This window comes from Lentimonas sp. CC4 (assembly GCF_902728235.1).
Taxonomy (GTDB): Bacteria; Verrucomicrobiota; Verrucomicrobiia; order Opitutales; family Coraliomargaritaceae; genus Lentimonas.
Map to the genome: position 1 here is coordinate 829,828 of NZ_CACVBO010000001.1, position 17,634 is coordinate 847,461.

Annotated in this window: 11 protein-coding genes; 3 read left to right on the plus strand and 8 right to left on the minus strand. The window is 50.9% G+C overall.

Annotation, left to right across the window (positions count from 1 at the left end; all coding sequences use genetic code 11):
• Window positions 1–50: 50 nt before the first annotated feature.
• Window positions 51–1,370, plus strand: a complete 1,320-nt coding sequence (locus GZZ87_RS03685) for a hybrid sensor histidine kinase/response regulator (RefSeq protein ID WP_162027425.1) — start codon at window positions 51–53, stop codon at window positions 1,368–1,370.
• A 42-nt stretch (window positions 1,371–1,412) separates the two neighbouring features.
• Here the strand turns inward: GZZ87_RS03685 and GZZ87_RS03690 are convergent, their stop codons facing one another.
• The gene (locus tag GZZ87_RS03690) at window positions 1,413–2,423 is read right to left on the minus strand and encodes a hypothetical protein (RefSeq protein ID WP_162027426.1); all 1,011 of its coding nucleotides are present in this window, start codon (window positions 2,421–2,423) and stop codon (window positions 1,413–1,415) included.
• A 102-nt stretch (window positions 2,424–2,525) separates the two neighbouring features.
• Window positions 2,526–3,341, minus strand: a complete 816-nt coding sequence (locus GZZ87_RS03695; protein ID WP_162027427.1) for a hypothetical protein — start codon at window positions 3,339–3,341, stop codon at window positions 2,526–2,528.
• A gap of 134 nt (window positions 3,342–3,475) precedes the next feature.
• Here GZZ87_RS03695 and GZZ87_RS03700 point away from each other — a divergent pair, with 134 nt between their 5' ends.
• Window positions 3,476–4,759, plus strand: a complete 1,284-nt coding sequence (locus tag GZZ87_RS03700; RefSeq protein ID WP_162027428.1) for a type II secretion system F family protein — start codon at window positions 3,476–3,478, stop codon at window positions 4,757–4,759.
• Window positions 4,760–4,812: 53 nt separating this feature from the next.
• Here GZZ87_RS03700 and GZZ87_RS03705 read toward each other — a convergent pair whose 3' ends face one another.
• The 3 genes from GZZ87_RS03705 to GZZ87_RS03715 are packed head-to-tail and all read right to left on the minus strand — an operon-like array spanning window position 4,813 to window position 7,257.
• Window positions 4,813–6,462, minus strand: a complete 1,650-nt coding sequence (locus GZZ87_RS03705) for an AarF/UbiB family protein (protein WP_162027429.1) — start codon at window positions 6,460–6,462, stop codon at window positions 4,813–4,815.
• A 57-nt stretch (window positions 6,463–6,519) separates the two neighbouring features.
• Window positions 6,520–6,897: a four helix bundle protein gene (locus tag GZZ87_RS03710; RefSeq protein ID WP_162027430.1), complete on the minus strand. Its 378-nt coding sequence runs from the start codon at window positions 6,895–6,897 to the stop codon at window positions 6,520–6,522.
• 45 nt (window positions 6,898–6,942) lie between these two features.
• Window positions 6,943–7,257, minus strand: coding sequence for a hypothetical protein (locus GZZ87_RS03715; protein ID WP_162027431.1), 315 nt, complete (start codon window positions 7,255–7,257; stop codon window positions 6,943–6,945).
• Window positions 7,258–7,510: 253 nt separating this feature from the next.
• On the opposite strand from GZZ87_RS03715, the gene GZZ87_RS03720 reads away from it, so the two are divergent.
• Entirely contained in the window at window positions 7,511–12,709 is a 5,199-nt protein-coding gene (locus GZZ87_RS03720) for a DUF1573 domain-containing protein (protein WP_162027432.1), read from the plus strand.
• Window positions 12,710–13,636: 927 nt separating this feature from the next.
• Here the strand turns inward: GZZ87_RS03720 and GZZ87_RS03725 are convergent.
• The 3 genes from GZZ87_RS03725 to GZZ87_RS03735 all read right to left on the minus strand — a co-directional run bounded on the left by GZZ87_RS03725 (window position 13,637) and on the right by GZZ87_RS03735 (window position 17,602).
• The gene (locus tag GZZ87_RS03725; protein WP_162027433.1) at window positions 13,637–14,020 is read right to left on the minus strand and encodes a reverse transcriptase domain-containing protein; all 384 of its coding nucleotides are present in this window, start codon (window positions 14,018–14,020) and stop codon (window positions 13,637–13,639) included.
• A 226-nt stretch (window positions 14,021–14,246) separates the two neighbouring features.
• A complete protein-coding gene (locus GZZ87_RS03730) occupies window positions 14,247–14,396 on the minus strand; it encodes a hypothetical protein (RefSeq protein ID WP_162027434.1) in 150 nt (49 codons plus the stop codon).
• Window positions 14,397–14,878: 482 nt separating this feature from the next.
• Window positions 14,879–17,602 (minus strand): type II secretory pathway, component PulD, encoded by a 2,724-nt coding sequence (locus GZZ87_RS03735; RefSeq protein ID WP_162027435.1) that lies wholly within the window; start codon window positions 17,600–17,602, stop codon window positions 14,879–14,881.
• Between the last annotated feature and the right edge of the window lie 32 nt (window positions 17,603–17,634).

Consider the following 17,634-nt stretch of genomic DNA (forward strand, 5'->3'; position numbering starts at 1 on the left):
CGCACTCGCTGTTACCCTCAGCGTGACCACAATTTAGCACCACTCATCTCATGGCATTCTTCGGAAAAAAAACTAAGACACCCGCTCAGCTCAAAGCCGAGATCAAACAACTGCAAAGCGAACTCGAAGCCCTCGAAGGCCCAAAGCCCGTTGACAAGCAAGCCACACCACCTGCCAAGACTGATCCCGAGACCAACAAGTCCGCATCCAATGCACTCTTTGCCACCCTCTCCCACGAGCTACGCACCCCACTGAATGGTGTGCTTGGCATGGCTCAACTACTCAAAGAGAATAATACCGACAGCAAACTCGATACCCTCGAAAGCTGCGCGCAACACATGCAGTCGGTGCTACACACACTCGTCAATTTATCTAAGATCCAAGAAGAATGGGGCGAACTCCCCGAACACCGCGAATGGATCAACATGCACGACTTCATGGAACAGGTAAAACAAAACCTGACCCTGCGAGCCAGCAACCGCCATCTCAAAATCGAGATCGAGCACCACAACAATACCACCCGCCTGCGCGGCGACTACGACCATTTGACTAACATGATCGAGACCGCCATCCTCGGCTCGCTCGAATGCACCGATATCAACGCCGAAGGAGCCCCCGCCGTGCTCACGGTGAAATGGCGCAACAATCAGAGCGGCATAAAAGTCACCATCATTAACCCGCTCGAGACCATGCCCTCCTCTCGCGGCTCACGCATATCCGAAGTTTCTGGGCTCACCACAAGCAACAGTCACTCACGCATACGCATGGAGTTCCTCTATTGGGCAGTGTCGATCTCGCTCTTGGAAAACCACCAAGGCGGTATGATTGCCTCGAAGCTCGACGGCAACACGGGCGTAAAGACCATACTCGTCTTCCAACTCGAAAGCATGGAAGCCTCGCCCAGCAACGAACGCCCCGTCGGCGGCCTCACACTCTCTGTTGGCGGCAAAGCGCCCAATCCACTAGTCGAACTGCCATTCTGCATGAAAGTGCTCATCGTCGAGGACGATCCGATCAACCGCGAACTCATGTCGATGCTGCTAGAGCGAATTGGCCAGAAGTCCGCAGTCGCAGTCAACGGACAAGCCGCGCTCGACATCATGCTCGAAGACCCAGAGTTCGATCTAGTGCTAATGGATATAGACATGCCCGTCTTAGATGGCATGGCCACTACTCGCGCTCTACGCATTGGCGAAGTGGGCGATATCGGCATGAACATCCCCATCGTCGCCGTCACCGCATTCAACACACTGTCCGACCAGAGTAAATTTAAGAAAGCCGGCATGGATCACTTCCTCTGTAAACCGGTATCACTCAAAGACCTGCGCAGCGTCCTACTCGAGATCAATCGCAAGAAGAAAGAGGAATAGCACAGCTGATTGCGCAGACTCTGTAACACAGCGACACCCCGACTACAGGTCGCCAATATCATCCAGTATGGACTGCTTTGTTGCGGCATCCAAATCAGGAAAACGCGTCTCATTAAACGCGCTTCCAGGCCGATCCAAGCCAAAGGAATCCGCCGAAGGCACTGCAACGGCAACATCCGAAGACACACTGCCAGTTAACGCCGCCGGCAGCTCGTCTGCCCCAATCGCCCCCTCAGGCAATCGACCCGGTAGATACAGCCCCGAAGGCCGAGAAAACATCCACGGCATCACGCCCGTATTGACCTCCACACTGCGCATACGCACTTCATGCGTAAATTCGCTATCCGTTTCCATCGTGCTCACCATCGGAACCGACACCCCCTGGATCACGCTCAATTCGCCATGGGTCGTGACCTCTCTGGCCCCCGAAACCGCATTTACCACGATCTGCTGACGCTCCACAAAGTCCGCACGATCAATCGCATAAACGATCTGCTGGCCTCCCGGCAGCGTCACCTCCAAGTCATAGCAATCATACCCATCAATCACACGCGTGCCTAACAATTTGATCTGTTTGCCTGGGATCCCAGAATAAAGTAAATGTCCCGCCGTTGGCGCATCACGTATAAAGTTCAGCGCCTCCAATGGTGGCATCACAACTGGCTCAGTCGACTCCATCGTATTGAGCTGCCACGCATCCGCCCCATCGTAAGACATCACAATCCGCTCCCGGCCCGCAAATAGTATAACCTTACAATAGTCCGGCTTCTTCTTAAACGCGACGAACTGCAAGGCCCCCTGCGACATACGCAACACGCCTTCGAATCGTAGGCTCTCGACCTTCTGCCAGCCCTCTATCCCACCAAGCGATAGGCGATAATACTCTCTGAGAATATGCGCTACCAGTGGTTCGACTCCTCCCAGCCGCATCGGATCGACTTTTTGAATCGCCGATCGATACGCAGGCGCAGCTACTGAATCAGGCGCAGCACCGCACAGCGAGGCGAGCAAACACAAGAACACAGAGCAACTGAAGAAAGAATAAAACGACATACTGGATAGCGTATCGCAAAAGACGACCAACGAATCGAGCCTAGAAATCAAAAGCCCCCGAGTTCTATCAGAGCGCCCCCCCCTATCTACAACCAAGCCGACTTACTTTGGCATTTTAAACATCCACGGCATGATGCCCGAGTTCACCTTCACCTCATCCAGCTCCAAAGTCGAAACCCACTCGTCGCTTTTATAGCTCACGACCTTCTGTGCAATTGGCATGCCGAACTCACGAATATAGTCCTCATACACCACCCAGCTAACCGTCCCCGTGCGCAGATCAGTATTAACGACTTTAATCTCCAAATAAGTGCGAACATCGACAAAATAATCGACTTGATACTCAGTATCGAGCGTTACTCGAATTTGATGACAAATCGTGCCATCCACAGGCACAGTATCCAGATATTCCATGCGCTTTCCCGTTGCATAAGGGTAGAGTAAATGATTCCCAAATCGAGCACCATGTATAAAGCGACGTGCCTGAGCGGGCTCCATCGCCTCAGCCGCATGCGAACCGCGCTTCACCGCATGCCAAGCAATGCGCCCATCATACCCCATACGTATATCGCCGTGATCGCCATGAATCGTCATTTTTATATAATGCGGCTTCTTCTGGTAGGCATTAAAATCAAACTCGCCCCCAGATAATTTCAACCGACCAGCCACTCGCAAGCTCACGACTCGCTCCCAATTCTCTGCCCCACCGAGCCCCTCCTTGTAGTAGCGATTCAAAATCGAACCCAAGCGATCCACGCCCATCTCTGGCATCGCCGTCTGACGCAAGACAACATTCGCGTCTTCGCCCTCAGCCGCGACCGAAGCGACCGAAGTGGCCGGCTCGACAGAGCCACACGCAAGAGAGACGCAAACAACGAGCGCCCCATAGAAAAGTGTGCACAACTTCGACTGACTCATAAGGAAGAAACTGTCAGGCAATCCGTAGCGCCATGCAAGCCAGTATGTTTGGTGAACATTGAACGCCTCCAGCAGTAACTAAAGCATCGACTCAACGATCAGAACATTACACATCTGTTTATCACGACTCTACTATGCCCCAGTTTGACTACAAAGCCCGACAGCCAGACGGCAAAACCATCACCGGAAGCATCGAATCTGCGGACCGGCGACAGGCTGCCCAACGACTCCAAGAGCAAAAGCTCAGCCCGATCACACTCAAAGAAGTGAGCACAGCCAAGCCCTCGGTATTCAGTAAGCTGCGCAATAAAACAAAATCGCTCAAGAGCCCGAAACGCAGCTCAGCCGATAGCGAGCCGACAAGCTCACAAAACGGCGGCACACCCAGCCGTGAAAAGTCCGGCCTAGCCCTACTCACCCGCCTACTAGAACTGCACACCTCGGGGCTACCGATCGGCGACTCGATCCGCATCCTTAGCCAACGCCTGAGCGACCCTGAGCAAAAGCAACTCGCCAGCTCGATCTGGCGCGACTTAAGCGAGGGTGCCACACTGGCTGGCGCACTCACGCGGCAACCCAAATACTTCTCAGGTTCCATCAGCTATGTCATCGAAGCAGGCGAAGCAACAGGCAACCTCAGCCCGATCCTCCGCAAAGTCATCGACTTTCTCGAAGAAAAGCAGGCGATTCGCAAAAAAATGATCACCAGCATGGCTTACCCTGGCTTCATTTGCACGGTGGCGTTCGTCGTTGTGATTATTTTCCTGACCGTGCTCCTCCCGCAGATCCAAGGCATGCTCGACCGCCTCGGTGGCGAAATGACCTGGAGCGCACGACTCCTCATGGATGGATCGGATTTTTTAATCAAATTCGGGCCCATCCTCGCGATCGCGATCGCACTCGGAGCAGTCGGCATCGCGCAATGGCGCAAGACGAGCGTGGGACGACAACGCTCCGATAAATGGTTTCTTAAGATTCCGCTACTTGGCAAAATTTTCTATTACTCTGACCTCTTTCAATCCGGCAATCTAATCAGCACCCTCCTCGAGAGCGGAATCAACACCACAGAAGTGCTACGCCTGACTGAACGCACGATCAAGAACACCGACCTGCGCGAACGCTTCCACACCGCACGCGGGCAAGTCAACGAAGGTCTCTCGATCGCGCAGGCCTTTAAGCGCAATGAATTCATGCCTGACCTCGCAGTCGACATTCTAACCGTAGGCGAGAACACAGGCAATCTGGGACACAGTATGAGCGAAGTCACCAAAGGCTTTCGCAACGAACTGACAAAGCGCCTTGGGCTACTCACGAACCTAGTCGCCTCCGGCGCATTGGTCTGCGCCTTTATCATGGTGGCTCTAATCGCCATCGGCATCGTGACCAGTGTATTCCAAGTCAGCCAGACCTTGTCGTAGTATCAGACTAGCAATGGCGCAACGCCTGCCAACCGCTGGCGATCAAGATCACCTCAACGATGCTTCCGCAAGGTCGAGACTACGATATACATCCCCAAGATACCTGAGACCAAGAAGCCCAAGATACCAATGGCAGGGAAACCAAACAGCAATGGCCCAACTCCGGTAGTAATAATCAGCGATGAACCAATCAGCAACGAACCGATAATGATGCCCACGGTCAGGCGATTCATCGACGCATTAAAAGTCTCTTCCAAGTTTTCCGTTCCAGTATGGTGGAAATTGATCTGTAGATCCTCCTCCTCAATACGCTGCAAAATACGCTGCATATTTTCAGGGATCTGCTGCATACGTCGCAACATCGACAGCATCGGATAAAGCGTTTGCCGAGTGACGCTCTGCACACTCCAACGCTCCTTATTCAACTTCACCAAGAAGGGCTTCGCCACGCTCAGGATATCAAATTCCGGATCCAATGAACGCGCCGTCTCTTCCACACAAAGAATGGCCTTCGATAGCAGGGCATAATCAGGCGACACCTCAATGCCATTACTCCCGAAGATATAGAGCATCTCTAAGCCAACTGTTCCGATCTTCGTCCCCGATGGACCAAAGCTGCGATGCTTATTCAGAAGGAACGTCACTTCTTTCTCCACGCGGCGACGGTCAATGCGGCGATTATTGACCGCCATACGCTCTGCCACACGAATCACCTTCGCCGCATTCCGATCTGTGATTGCGGCAAAAAGATCCACCAGCAAATAGCGCATCTCCAGTGTGATCTGCCCAGCTTGCCCCCAATCCAGCCAGCAAATTCGCTGATCCGGCGTGATTAGCATATTACCGGAATGCGGATCTGAGTGAAAGAAGCCGGTGCCGACAATTTGATGAAAGACGGATTCGCCGCCCTGCTTAGCCAACTCACGCGCATCGGCCTCAGGCAAGTCCGCCTGATCCGGAGCAACTCCGTCGACCCACTCCGTGACGAGCAAACGACGCGTGGTAAACGCAGTATATACCTTCGGCGCAAAGACACGCTCCTGCTCCGTGTTCAGCGCTCTAAAAATCTCCGCATTATCTGCTTCATTATTATAGTTGAGCTCTTCCTCTAGGCGCTTCTCTGCCTCGCTCACCAGCATCGGTAAATTATACGGGCGCAACTCCTCAACACGTGCATGCAGCTGCTTGGCGAACCAACCAATAATCTCCAAATCCGACGAAATCGTTTTATGAATATCGGCTCGCTGCACTTTAACGCTCACCCATTCTCCGGTGGAAATCAACTTCGCCTTATACACTTGCCCCAATGAACCCGCAGCCACCGGGATCGGCTCAAAATCCGCAAAGACCTCATCAATCGGGCAGCCCAAATCCTTCAACAACACAGGCTCAATCTTCTCAAATGCCTGCGGCTCGACTTGACTGCGCAGCTTCTTCAGCTCCATCACGAGTGGCTCTGGAAGACGATCAGGCCGAGTGCTGAGGATTTGACCAAATTTAACAAAGATGGGCCCCAACTCCTCACACGCATTACGCACCCGCTCGTAGGGCGTCAGGTGCGTGACCTTCTGCCTCACCAGATTACGCAACAAAAACTGCGGCGTATCAAGTTGAAGCAATAAATCCTCGAACCCCCAACGCACCAAAATGGCAACGATTTCCGGCGCTCGAACTGCGTTGGAGAGATAGTTAAAAGGTTTCAAATGAGTTGCTGGTTGTTTGTTGTTCGTTGACAGCTGGCAGTTGGACGCGGCCGATGATCATTTCTTTGCTGTTCGCGCCAAATAGCTCGCGTAGCCATTTGAAAGCGCTGACGCCTTTTCGAAGATCACTCTAAAATCTGCTAATAGCTCATCAGCCATCATAAGTTCGTCATTCGCAGTTATCATATGATCTAAGCATTCATCCTGAGAACCTAAGCTGTTACGAATAAACTTCGCATTATCTAAGTAATGACGCCGACCAAAGCCTTCCGCAATATTTGCAGTGGTCGAACGCGCAGCCCGGATCATTTGATCCGCAAGCAGATAGCGTTCTTCTGCGGGCAATTTTGGCACAATCTGACGAGTCATAAAAAGGCGCAACTCGCGACATGCCTGCCAACACTCTAAGTCCTCAAAACGATCAATACGCCCCATGATATTCCCCTCAACAACAAACAACCAGCAACAAACAACCAGCGACTAGTCGCCGTTCGGAAACTCTTTATGCAAGCGACCTTCGAGCTCAGTCACACGTGCAGCAAGCGCATCATACTGATCCTTCGTCACGACATTCGCTTTGTTCAACATATCGATAAAGAGCTTACTCGCTTCGACCTTTGCCTTCTCAGTCTCCACTTTGCCCTCCTCCACGATTTTCTCGGACATGGCAGCAGCTTCCTCTTTGGTCAGCTTGCCCTTTTCCACTAATTCATCGAGCGACTCCAGAACCTTGTCTTTCGTCACGACGGCCAAGCCTATGCCAGCCAACATTGTTTTTTTAACGAGATCGATCATAACGTCACATAAGGTAAGTCCAATATTGAGAAAGACAAGAAGTAGTATTCAGGAGTCTCAAGATAATGAACCAGATCAAGTTCCAGGGAAATCAGTCCGTCAACACGCCCTATTACTAACTCAAAAACAGCAATAAGCGCGTTGATCGAGCTTGAAAGCCTATAATCCTTCTGATTCTTTCATCCATTTAAATCCCCAATGAGGTTGGCAGACCGTCTACTGTTGCACACCAGCCACTTGAAGTTATTTCCATATGAACAAGTTCCTCAGCCGTCTATCGGCACTCACTTTACTCTTAATCGCAGCGTTTGCGATCGCATTACTCCTTAAGAATCGATCGGCAATGCAGCCTGGCTCTGCCCTCAGCGACTCGCCCGAGAATGCAGTTGCCACGACAAGCCATGCGCAGGCAGATCCGATTGAGGCACACGAAGCCTCGCCACAGGGCCACGCACACACACACAACCATGCCCCCACAGCAGCTCCGCAGCCGACAACGAGCGCCAGCGCCAAACAGGCAAAAGCACTCAGCGCCACACTACAAGGCAAGTCGTCAAGAAAGATATCGGTCGCAACATTCGACACCCTAAAAACAGGCACAGTAGGAGATACCGTTCAACTAGACATCGCAGGCACTCTAATCCACGGCACAATTGCAGCAGTTCAGCGCAAGGATATCTTTCATAAAATCGGCATTCGACTCGATGATGAAGCAGGCACCGCCCTTGTAAACATCACCGATGGCACGCAACTCAAAGCACAAATTTCCCTAACGGGCCAAACCAGCGTATTCACCCTAAATGGAGACATTGAACATGATAGTGCGACCTTTGAGAAGAAAGCAGTCTCAGATGTCTACTGCGCACCGAAAGGCGCCACGCTGACCCAAGCACTGGGGCTCGAGAGCATCAACGCACCAGTCTATACACCATCAGTCCCAGCACCCGAAGATGGCGAAATTCCGATCTTAAATAGCAAACCAGGATCAGAATATGTGATCTACCTCGATCTCGACGGCGAAACCGTAACGGACCCCAATTGGACTGATCGAAATTTTTTCAACACGATCTATGCAACGCCAATGGCGAATAGCACCAACGCATCATGGGTCACCGCCGTCTTCCGTCGCGTCTGCGAGGACTACGTAATATTCGATGTGAATGTCACCACAGACTACGACGTATTTATAGCTGCCGACGTAAAGAAGCGCGTGCAATGCGTATTTACCTCGACCAACTTTGAAGGAGCCGGAACCGGCGGCATCGCTTATGTCGACTCCTTCGGCACCGACGTCGTATGCTGGGTATTCTGGGAGGATGAATACTTTTCTGCATACGCAGCGTCCCATGAAGTCGGGCACACCCTCGGACTCAGTCACGACGGCGACTCAAACTCAAGCTACTACGGCGGACATGGCGACGGTGAAACCAGCTGGGCCCCACTCATGGGCAATGGCTTCTATGACGTATCCGACCCATTTGAACGCCCCAATGTCACACAGTGGAGCAATGGCGACTACGACGATGCCGACAACCAAGAAGACGACCTGGCCATCATCACCACCACCACTCCCAGAACAAATAACAGCACTGAGAAAAACGGCCTCAACTACCGCGCGGACGACTACGGCGACCGCACGATCCTATCCGAAACTTTAAACGTGCCCAACGGTGCGATTTCCCATTACGGTATTGTCGAACAAACAGACGATCAGGACTGGTTTAAATTCTTGACCGAAGGCGGCTCGATACAGATCGACGCCGATGTAGTAAACATCATGTCAACGGAAGGCACTGACGGCTCGAACACTTATGGCTCAAACCTAGCAGTCGAACTGACACTATACGATTCAACTGGCACACAGATAGACCAATCCTCTCCTGACGACATTCTGGGAGCCAGCCTAACAACCAATCTCCCGAGCGAATTAGCACTTTACTATATCAGTATCGACGGCGCAGGTCGTAAAACGTCCAGCGATGGTTTTTCAGACTACGGTAGCCTAGGGGAATACCTCGTCTCAGGAAATATCACCCCCGCGAATATCACTATTTCCGACAACAATGGTCAGCTCATCGGCCCTGACGCTGTAGCAAGCCCAACCAATGGCACCGCATTTGGCTTTGTGAACGAATCAACAACACACCAATTCCAAATCACCAATACCGGCAGCACCCCGATCTCCACCACAAGTATCACCAGCAATACAAACAATTTCACTGCTAGTTCCTTCGCGCCTGCCACACTAGCCCCGGGAGAGTCGCAATCTTTCAACATCACCTTCGATACATCCAGCTATGGCCTTTACTACGGAATAATCACCGTCAACTACGACGACGGAACACCACAGACATATCCGATCAGCGTCAGCGCAACGAGAACCAGCATTGGTGGCGATGATAATTACGAACGTAACGACACCTTCTTCGAGCCCTACAACTTATCGAGCACACCTGGCACGAATCTCCAGTTCCTGCTCGGATACGGCTACCAAAGAAACAACGATTGGTTCCAAATCGCAATTCCTGCAGGCTCCAATCAAATCAAAGCTCAATGCGATTTCCTCAACTCAGAAGGCAACATTGACCTACTACTCTACGACCAAACCGGACGACTACTACAAACGGAAAGCAGCACCGATGACAATGAAACCCTAGAGTATCTAGTCTCACATAGCAATGGAGGCACATTCTATCTGCTGGTAAAATCCGCAGATAGTAACGACGCCGAAACAAATAACATCTATGATTTGACCTGGGACTATGAGACCGTCGTCATCATACCTCCAGCCGCAGAAGACCCCTACGAAGAAAACGACGACTTCAACAACGCCAAAAACATGACCACCGAGCCTTCCCTCTCAGGGTGGTGGGGCCTTGGCACACAACTCGATAACGACTGGTTCAAATTCACCACACCGGGGAACGACAACCGCCTAGATATCTCCTGCACATTCGATAATGATGCAGGCAACATCGACATCATCCTCTACGATGATCGCGGCTATCCGATCATTTCTTCAACTGGCAGTAACGACGTTGAGCAAATCATCATCCCAATTTCGACACCAGGCTCCGTATACTATGTCCTTGTAAAAAGCGGCGAAGAAACCGCAACGGGCAATACCTATGACTTAGAGTGGTCCACCTCGTATACCAATTCCATCGACGATTTCTACGAAGAAAACGATACCCGCGAGACCGCAACTTCCGCAATCAGCACACCTGACACACCCATCTCCGAAACACCAACAGGTAAAGGCATCCAGTATGACGACGACTGGTTCGTGTTCAGCCCTGAAAATGGCACGATCGTCATGCTGATCTATGTCGATTTCCCCGACGCCGTCGGTAATATTCAAATCGCAGCATATGATTACAGAGGAATACTCACATCAACAGGAACTGCCACAGCAGATGGAGCGTTCGTCAACATTGAGGTGCACGGGGGATCAACCTTCTACTTAGAAGTGACTGGCAGTAATATCGGGGATACCTACGACCTTTACTACGAGAACCTAACCGAAGATAAATATGAGCCCAACAACAGTGCAGCCAGCGCAACCGACCTGACTGAATACAACCGCATTCCCCTATCAAGAATCGAAGGATCTGGCATACAAAACGAAAATGATTGGTATAAATATACCGTCCCTGAAGGTTCCTATGCACTAACAGTCGAAGCGAACTTCATCCATGCAGAGGGCGACCTCGACATGGCTCTAACCACCCCAGACGGAACGGTCTACGTCTCTGCTGGCGTGGTCGATGAGGAATACATCTTCATCTTCCCGGACACACTTGAGGAAACCATCGAAGGAGGCGATTACTTCCTTCGCCTGTATGGTTGGGCGGGCAACCATAACAGTGCCTACGATCTGAGCTTCACGGTCCTCGAACCACCCGCCCTTCCAGATCCTGCTCCAGAAGACAACTACGAGAGCAACAATACATTTGAAGATCCATCCACAGCCCTATCCTCTGCCAGCCAACGCGGAGTCCTCCTCTCTAATGTCAATGGATTCGGCACGCAACTAAATGCTGATTGGTATCGGATCTCAGTGCCTTCTGGGCAAAATATGGTAACCGTGCAATGCGACTTCATCCATTACGCCGATGGTAATATCGATATGGCGATCTACACAGGCAATGGCAATCCAGTCGCAACTGCTACCAGTAGCAGCAGCAATGAGACAATCACCTTTCTCGCGGCAGCATCAGGAGGCACTTACCTAATACAAATCACTGGTGAAAACGCGGGCGTCAACTACGACCTTAGCTGGACCAGCACCAGCCCTCCCGCGGAAGATGCTTACGAGCCTAATAGCTTCGTAAAACCCACCAATATTAACTCATTGGAAGGCCAATGGCTCTCCACGCGCAGCGGCAACGCAATACAGTATAACGCAGACTGGTATACCTTCAGCACAACTGGAAAAAACCTCCTTATAATCGATTGCCAATTTTCCCATTCCGATGACAACGACCTTCGTATGGTGCTCTATCGCAATGGATATGAAGTCGACTCAATAGATAGCGACAGTGGTTTAGAAACCCTCTTTTACTTCGACGACGACGGTGGCGACGCCACCTATAAATTGCTGATTGACGGGCCAGGCAATGGCACCAGTTACGATTTATATTGGAACGCCTACTCACTTAACACTACGACTCCCGTCGAAGACAATTATGAAGATAACGACGACTACTTTGAGGCCCGTAGCCTCTCTAGTCATGAAGGCACGTGGCTCAGCGCTATCAATGGCTATGGTGTTAAAATCGATGACGACAACGACTGGTATCGCATCGATATCCCAGCCGGAAAGAGCTTAGTCACCATCAATACTGCGTATGTCAATTACGACTATATCGTGTATCTTCGCGACAAAGACGGCCGCATTCTGTATAACTGGGATGGAGGCAGCACTGGACAAGTCACCCCAAACTCTGATGGCGACACCTTCTACCTAAACATTACCACCTACTTCAACGGTGCTAAATATGACATCAGGTGGAATGCAACCACAGCGAGCATCACCGCGCTAGATGCCGATTCTGACAACTTGTCAGATGCCTGGGAGCAAGCAAATGGCCTGAGCATCGAGAGCATCAATACCGATGAGAATCTCGATGCCGACCGCTACCCGAATTGGGCAGAATATACGCTCAACCTCGATCCAAACGTCTTTAGCAGTAACATTGTGCGGCAATTCCAGGACGAGGATTACATCTACATTCAGTTCACACAACGTCAGGATGCCATCGCCGACGGATACAGTGTTACAGTTAAAGAGAGCGCGACACTGAGTTTCTCAAGTCACGAAGCCGTGCATGTATCCACGGTGCCATCACCTGACAGCGATCAACTACAGATCGTCACATATCGTTGTTCAAATAAACTATCTGATACTCCGGCATGCTTCTTCATGCTTGAGGTCAACAAACCTGAGTGACGAGCACACGGCTCATGTAATACATCCCAAAGGCGGTAGAGAAATCTGCCGCCTTTACTTTGGGCACACCGTAGGATCAATGCGAGACTCCACAGTTTCTCTGTAAACTGTAATTTCTCCCGCGGAGGGTGGGGCTTGATTTTAGCACCAATGCCTTGGTTGCAACATACGTATCTTCTCTGAATCGTCGTCAAGCAATGCGGTATCTATGGAGCCATCCATAGTCTTTTTGCAATTTTAGATGATGGTGTAGATAATGCCAGCGTGTTCGCGTGCCGGAAGATATCCAATTGAATAGCCAGTTTCCCATGTCACACGTGGCGGTGTGCACAGCTTTTTTTTGCCTACATTGTTGCCGATTCATACATGGAAGTAACACACATCGATCAATCATTGAACTGAGGCTACGGGAGAATGAAAGGTAAGGATCAAACATTTAAGAAAACCGTATAATCCTAGATTCGGCAGTTGGCATGGGCTCTGATTCTTAAACCGTTAATTAACGTCCATCCAGTCCACTGCCAAAATGGCGAATGACCTAACACTCAATTCCTAGTTCGAGACCTCACCCAAGTATTTAGGCAGTATGTATTTAGAACCTCTGATTAACCTTAAAAGAGTAGTTAGAAGCTAGAAGGCAGTAGTTAGGAGCTGAATATTAGTGCTTTATGAACAATCTTCGATTCGCCAAATGGCTCCGCCTTTCGGTTGCACCCAAGGGCATAATAAGTGTCGCTGCGCTCGGAAGGCGCCAGCGAACACGATTAACACACATGGTTCCTCACGCTGGGGATATTCTTATAGCCGTGGATGATCTTCGGAGGAATTAAGGGATAGTTTACCAGTAGCGAATTGAAGCGATCCCAGTTCATTGACCCCCTCGGGGTTCGTCGCCCTAGCCATTGACGCGAGTGCCTATGCACTTCATTACGCAAACGCTTTAGGCTTCGGATGTTCCCTGTTATCCCATAGTAGCCTATGGCCACTAAGTTTCCGGTTGATCTGTTCCTGTTGCTCTTTCAAGGACAGATGGCGATGCTTCCAGCCCCACTCTTTGATTGATTTCAGAGAGCAGCGGAAGCGTTTAGCGGAGGTCTTCCGCTGCACCAGTCGCGTCTTCTCTGGATGGTTCTGCAACCCGTAGGCGGCGAAGCGTTCCTTCAATGCCTCCAGTATTGATTCGGCCTCGCCCTTATTAGCAAATCCCATAACGAAGTCATCGGCGTAGCGCACCATCAAGGACTTGCCTTGCAGGTGCGACTGGATGTCTTTGACGATACCAATCATCAAGGACGGTGTGCAGGTATACATTACTGAGTAAGGGGCTTATGACACCCCCTTGCGGCCTGCCAGCTTCGGGAGTATGCACGTGACCTTCCTCCCAAACGCCAGCTTTTAGCCATTTTCTTTATCAGGCGCGTGATCACGCCGTCTCCCACCCTGTGATGGAGTATCTCGCGCAGATGCGTATGAGCGATGGTGTCAAAATACTTGCGTAAATCGACGTCGAGCACGTAAGCCACATCTTGTTCATAGCTTAGGGCATACAGGGATGCGAGAGCATGGTGCGGTGATTTGCTAGTCGGAACCCGAAGGAAAAGTCGTAAAACTCTCCCTCGTAGATCGTCTCCAGCAGCATCACCATAGCGCGTTGCAGGATCTTATCCTCGTAGGTTGAGATACCCATACCGCGGTGCATTCCACTGCAATTCAGTCTCAAACCTCATACAGTTTACGCCGGATATACCAACCGCTGGCAAGCTCGTCGCGATCACCCCACACTTCCTGGATCATAAATGACCTTTGAGTTATTTAATTGGATGCTAGCACTTCCGTTAGTCCTCCAGTGCTAAGCACCGTGGCGACGTGCCATCCTGAGCAACTGAGTCTACACTAATCGTCGAAACTTCGCTTCAGAGCAGGATCGTATTGCTAGAAAGCGTTACACATTGGTAGCATGAGTGATTAGCAAGGCACTTCCTACTACTCGTTGATCACTACTGAGAGAACGTAAACAGGAACTGTTGTGCCGCAATGGAAACGAGGGATCCATTTCAGCAGAGTGATTCAGGTCTCGACTGTTCCTCACACAGTGTAATTGACGATGAACCAGAAAAAAGCCCCGCTCGGATACCGAACGGGGCTTTTGTAAATGGACTAGCAGAAAGCTTACTCTGCCACGGTTTCGATCGAACGATTCACAGTGCCACTCGGCGTCATGATCGTTGGATTCTGGAACAGTGAGTTCGCGTTCACATTACGATAGTTCTGACGTGATGGAGAACCACCAGGGCTGACGAGATTCGCAGTGACGAAGATCAACAGATTGCGCTTCTGACGGGACTCACCTTCCGAACGGAAGAGGCGACCGATGCCTGGGATATCACCAAGAACTGGAACCTTATCATTCACAGTCTTCACTTCATCACGAGTCAAACCACCCATCACAACTGTCGCACCATCAAACACAGTGACTTCAGTTGTAATCTCACGAGTAGAGAAAATCGGCTGATAGAAACCAGCAGGAACCGTCACAGTCAAGTCACCTTGAATCGCAACGCTCGGGCCACCATATTCAACGAATCCTTCGAACTCAGTGACACGTGGCTCAAGAATGAGGCTGATAGTGTCATCGTTCTCAACATTTGGAGTCACTGTCATTTCAACACCAACATTACGAGTGACGAAGTCTTGCGGAGTGCCGGCTGTGATAGAGATACCTCCACCGCCGCTACCAGTCGTGGAGTTATTGCTACCGGAAGAAACAGTCGACTCGATGTCGCCATAGCTTTCAGGGTAACGAAGTTCTTGAGCAACGGTGATTGTCGCACGCTTACCGGAAAGCACGGTGACTTTCGGAGCACTCATCAAATCACTGCCTGTCTTACGTGAGAGGGCGTTGATCGCTAGATCGACGTCTGCACCCGCAACAGTCCATCCCGTAGAGGTAAAGACGCTAGTGGCAGTGTTCGCCAGATCAATCACAGAAGTCAGATTCGGAGCCGCATTGACTGCTTCGATCTCGCCATTCACACGCACTGCAGATGCACTGACGCCGGTTGTGAAGGCAGAGCTCAGGTTACGATTCTGAGTGCTGAACTGACGCGCATTATCATAGGTAGGATTGCCATATTGATCCAATACCGGTGCACCATTTGAATCCAAGATGAATTGTGCACTATCACCAATGGTCCAGTCGAAGCCGAGTTCTTCGAGATCACCCTGTTGGACTTCGAGGAACTTCGATTCGATTTCAACTTGCTTCACTTCGTTATAGTTACGAAGGATCACGCGCATGCGCTCAAGATTACGGCTGGTTTGCGTGACGATGAGTTGCTCACCATCAAATGCGAGGCTTGCACCTGGAATATCGAAGTTCACACCCGCGCTCTGGAAGAAGCTTTGAAGCGCGACGACTTCGTCGTTTTGCGACGGAGCGCTTGAGCTCGAAGCAGACGGCGCAGCAAATGGATCAACGGGGCCGCCACCACTCGAACCACCACCATCACGGAAGCCAGTCAAGCGGATGACAGTTGCACGGGAGATTGGGAAGAATTCCGTGATGCTATTAGAGACACCATCATTGGCATCGCTCTTCGCTACGGTAACCGCATCACCACCGACGTTGTAGGCGAAGTTCACCTGTTGCGTGACGAACTCAAGGATACGATCCAAGTTCAAGTTACGCAGGCTAATGTTCACGCGTGGATTGCTTTCATTCGCATCAAAGAGTGGCACGATGTTCACACCGACGCCTTCTGGATCATACTCAACCGAAAGCTCGGACAGTGTGTCGATCACACGAGTCAGCTCCATACCGGAGAAGTTTACCTGAGGAATCACGATACCCTTCATCTTTTGCAAGATGCCAGTATCTTCTTTTGGCTGAACTGGGCCACCGCCAGTGACATCAAAGACTTTAGGACGCTCCCAGCTTTGATCGACCTCAGTCAGCATTTGCTCACGAGTCTTGTATTGGTTTTGAGCGTGGATATCGCCGAGAATTTCAGCAATACGAGTTTGAAAGAGCTTCGCTTCTGCGTTGTTTGCATCACGGGCTTCGACTTCTTTGAATGTGGAAGAAGCGCCATCGTAGTCACCATTCAAATACTGCGCACGCCCACGTGTAAGGAGATCGCGAATTACCTTAGTTTGCGCGACATAGTCTGGACTAATATCTTGAATTGCTAGGTCGTATGGATTGGAGATTTGTCGATTGAGATCAGCCGCCAATTCATTCGCATCTTTGGATTGACCACCTGCTGCGCGATACTCTTCAAGCAGTGCCTCAGCACCTTTTGCATCACCAGCAGCGGCCAACGCACGCGCTTCAGTTAAAACGATTTCCGCTTGCGCTTCTTGGATGTCCGCTAAGACGTCAGCAGTAGAAGTATTGAGAGTGAGACTTGCATTCGCAGCCGCAAGGAGCCCTGCGGCATCGGTATATGCACCGAGTTCTGCAAGCTTGTTTGCTTCTTCAATTGCAGTTTCAGCCGCCGCGATCTTCATATCTTGGTCTGCTGCTGCTGCTGCAACAATAGAATCTGCAGCAGAAGCGCTAGGAGCCTGCATGATGACATCAACCGACGCATCACCCGCTTGGCCGTAAACAGCATCACCACTTACTTCGCGATCTAAATCCTGATTGATTGAAGCAAGTAGGCGCTGAACATTCTCATCCTCAGGGGCGATTTTAATCAGCTCCTCTGCTTTTTCTTTGGCGAGCCCCAGATTTCCGGAGTCGCGAGCACGGAGTGTCTCAGCCATCAGCTGAACCTTCTCCGAAGCGTTTTGTGCATCGGCCATTTGCGGCGCGACGAAAGTAAAAGTTCCAAGCGCACCAGCCATCAAGATGGCGGACATGCGCTTTCGTGCTGCGAGGTATTTTTTCATATTTAGATTAAGCAATGTTGCTGTTTGTTAAA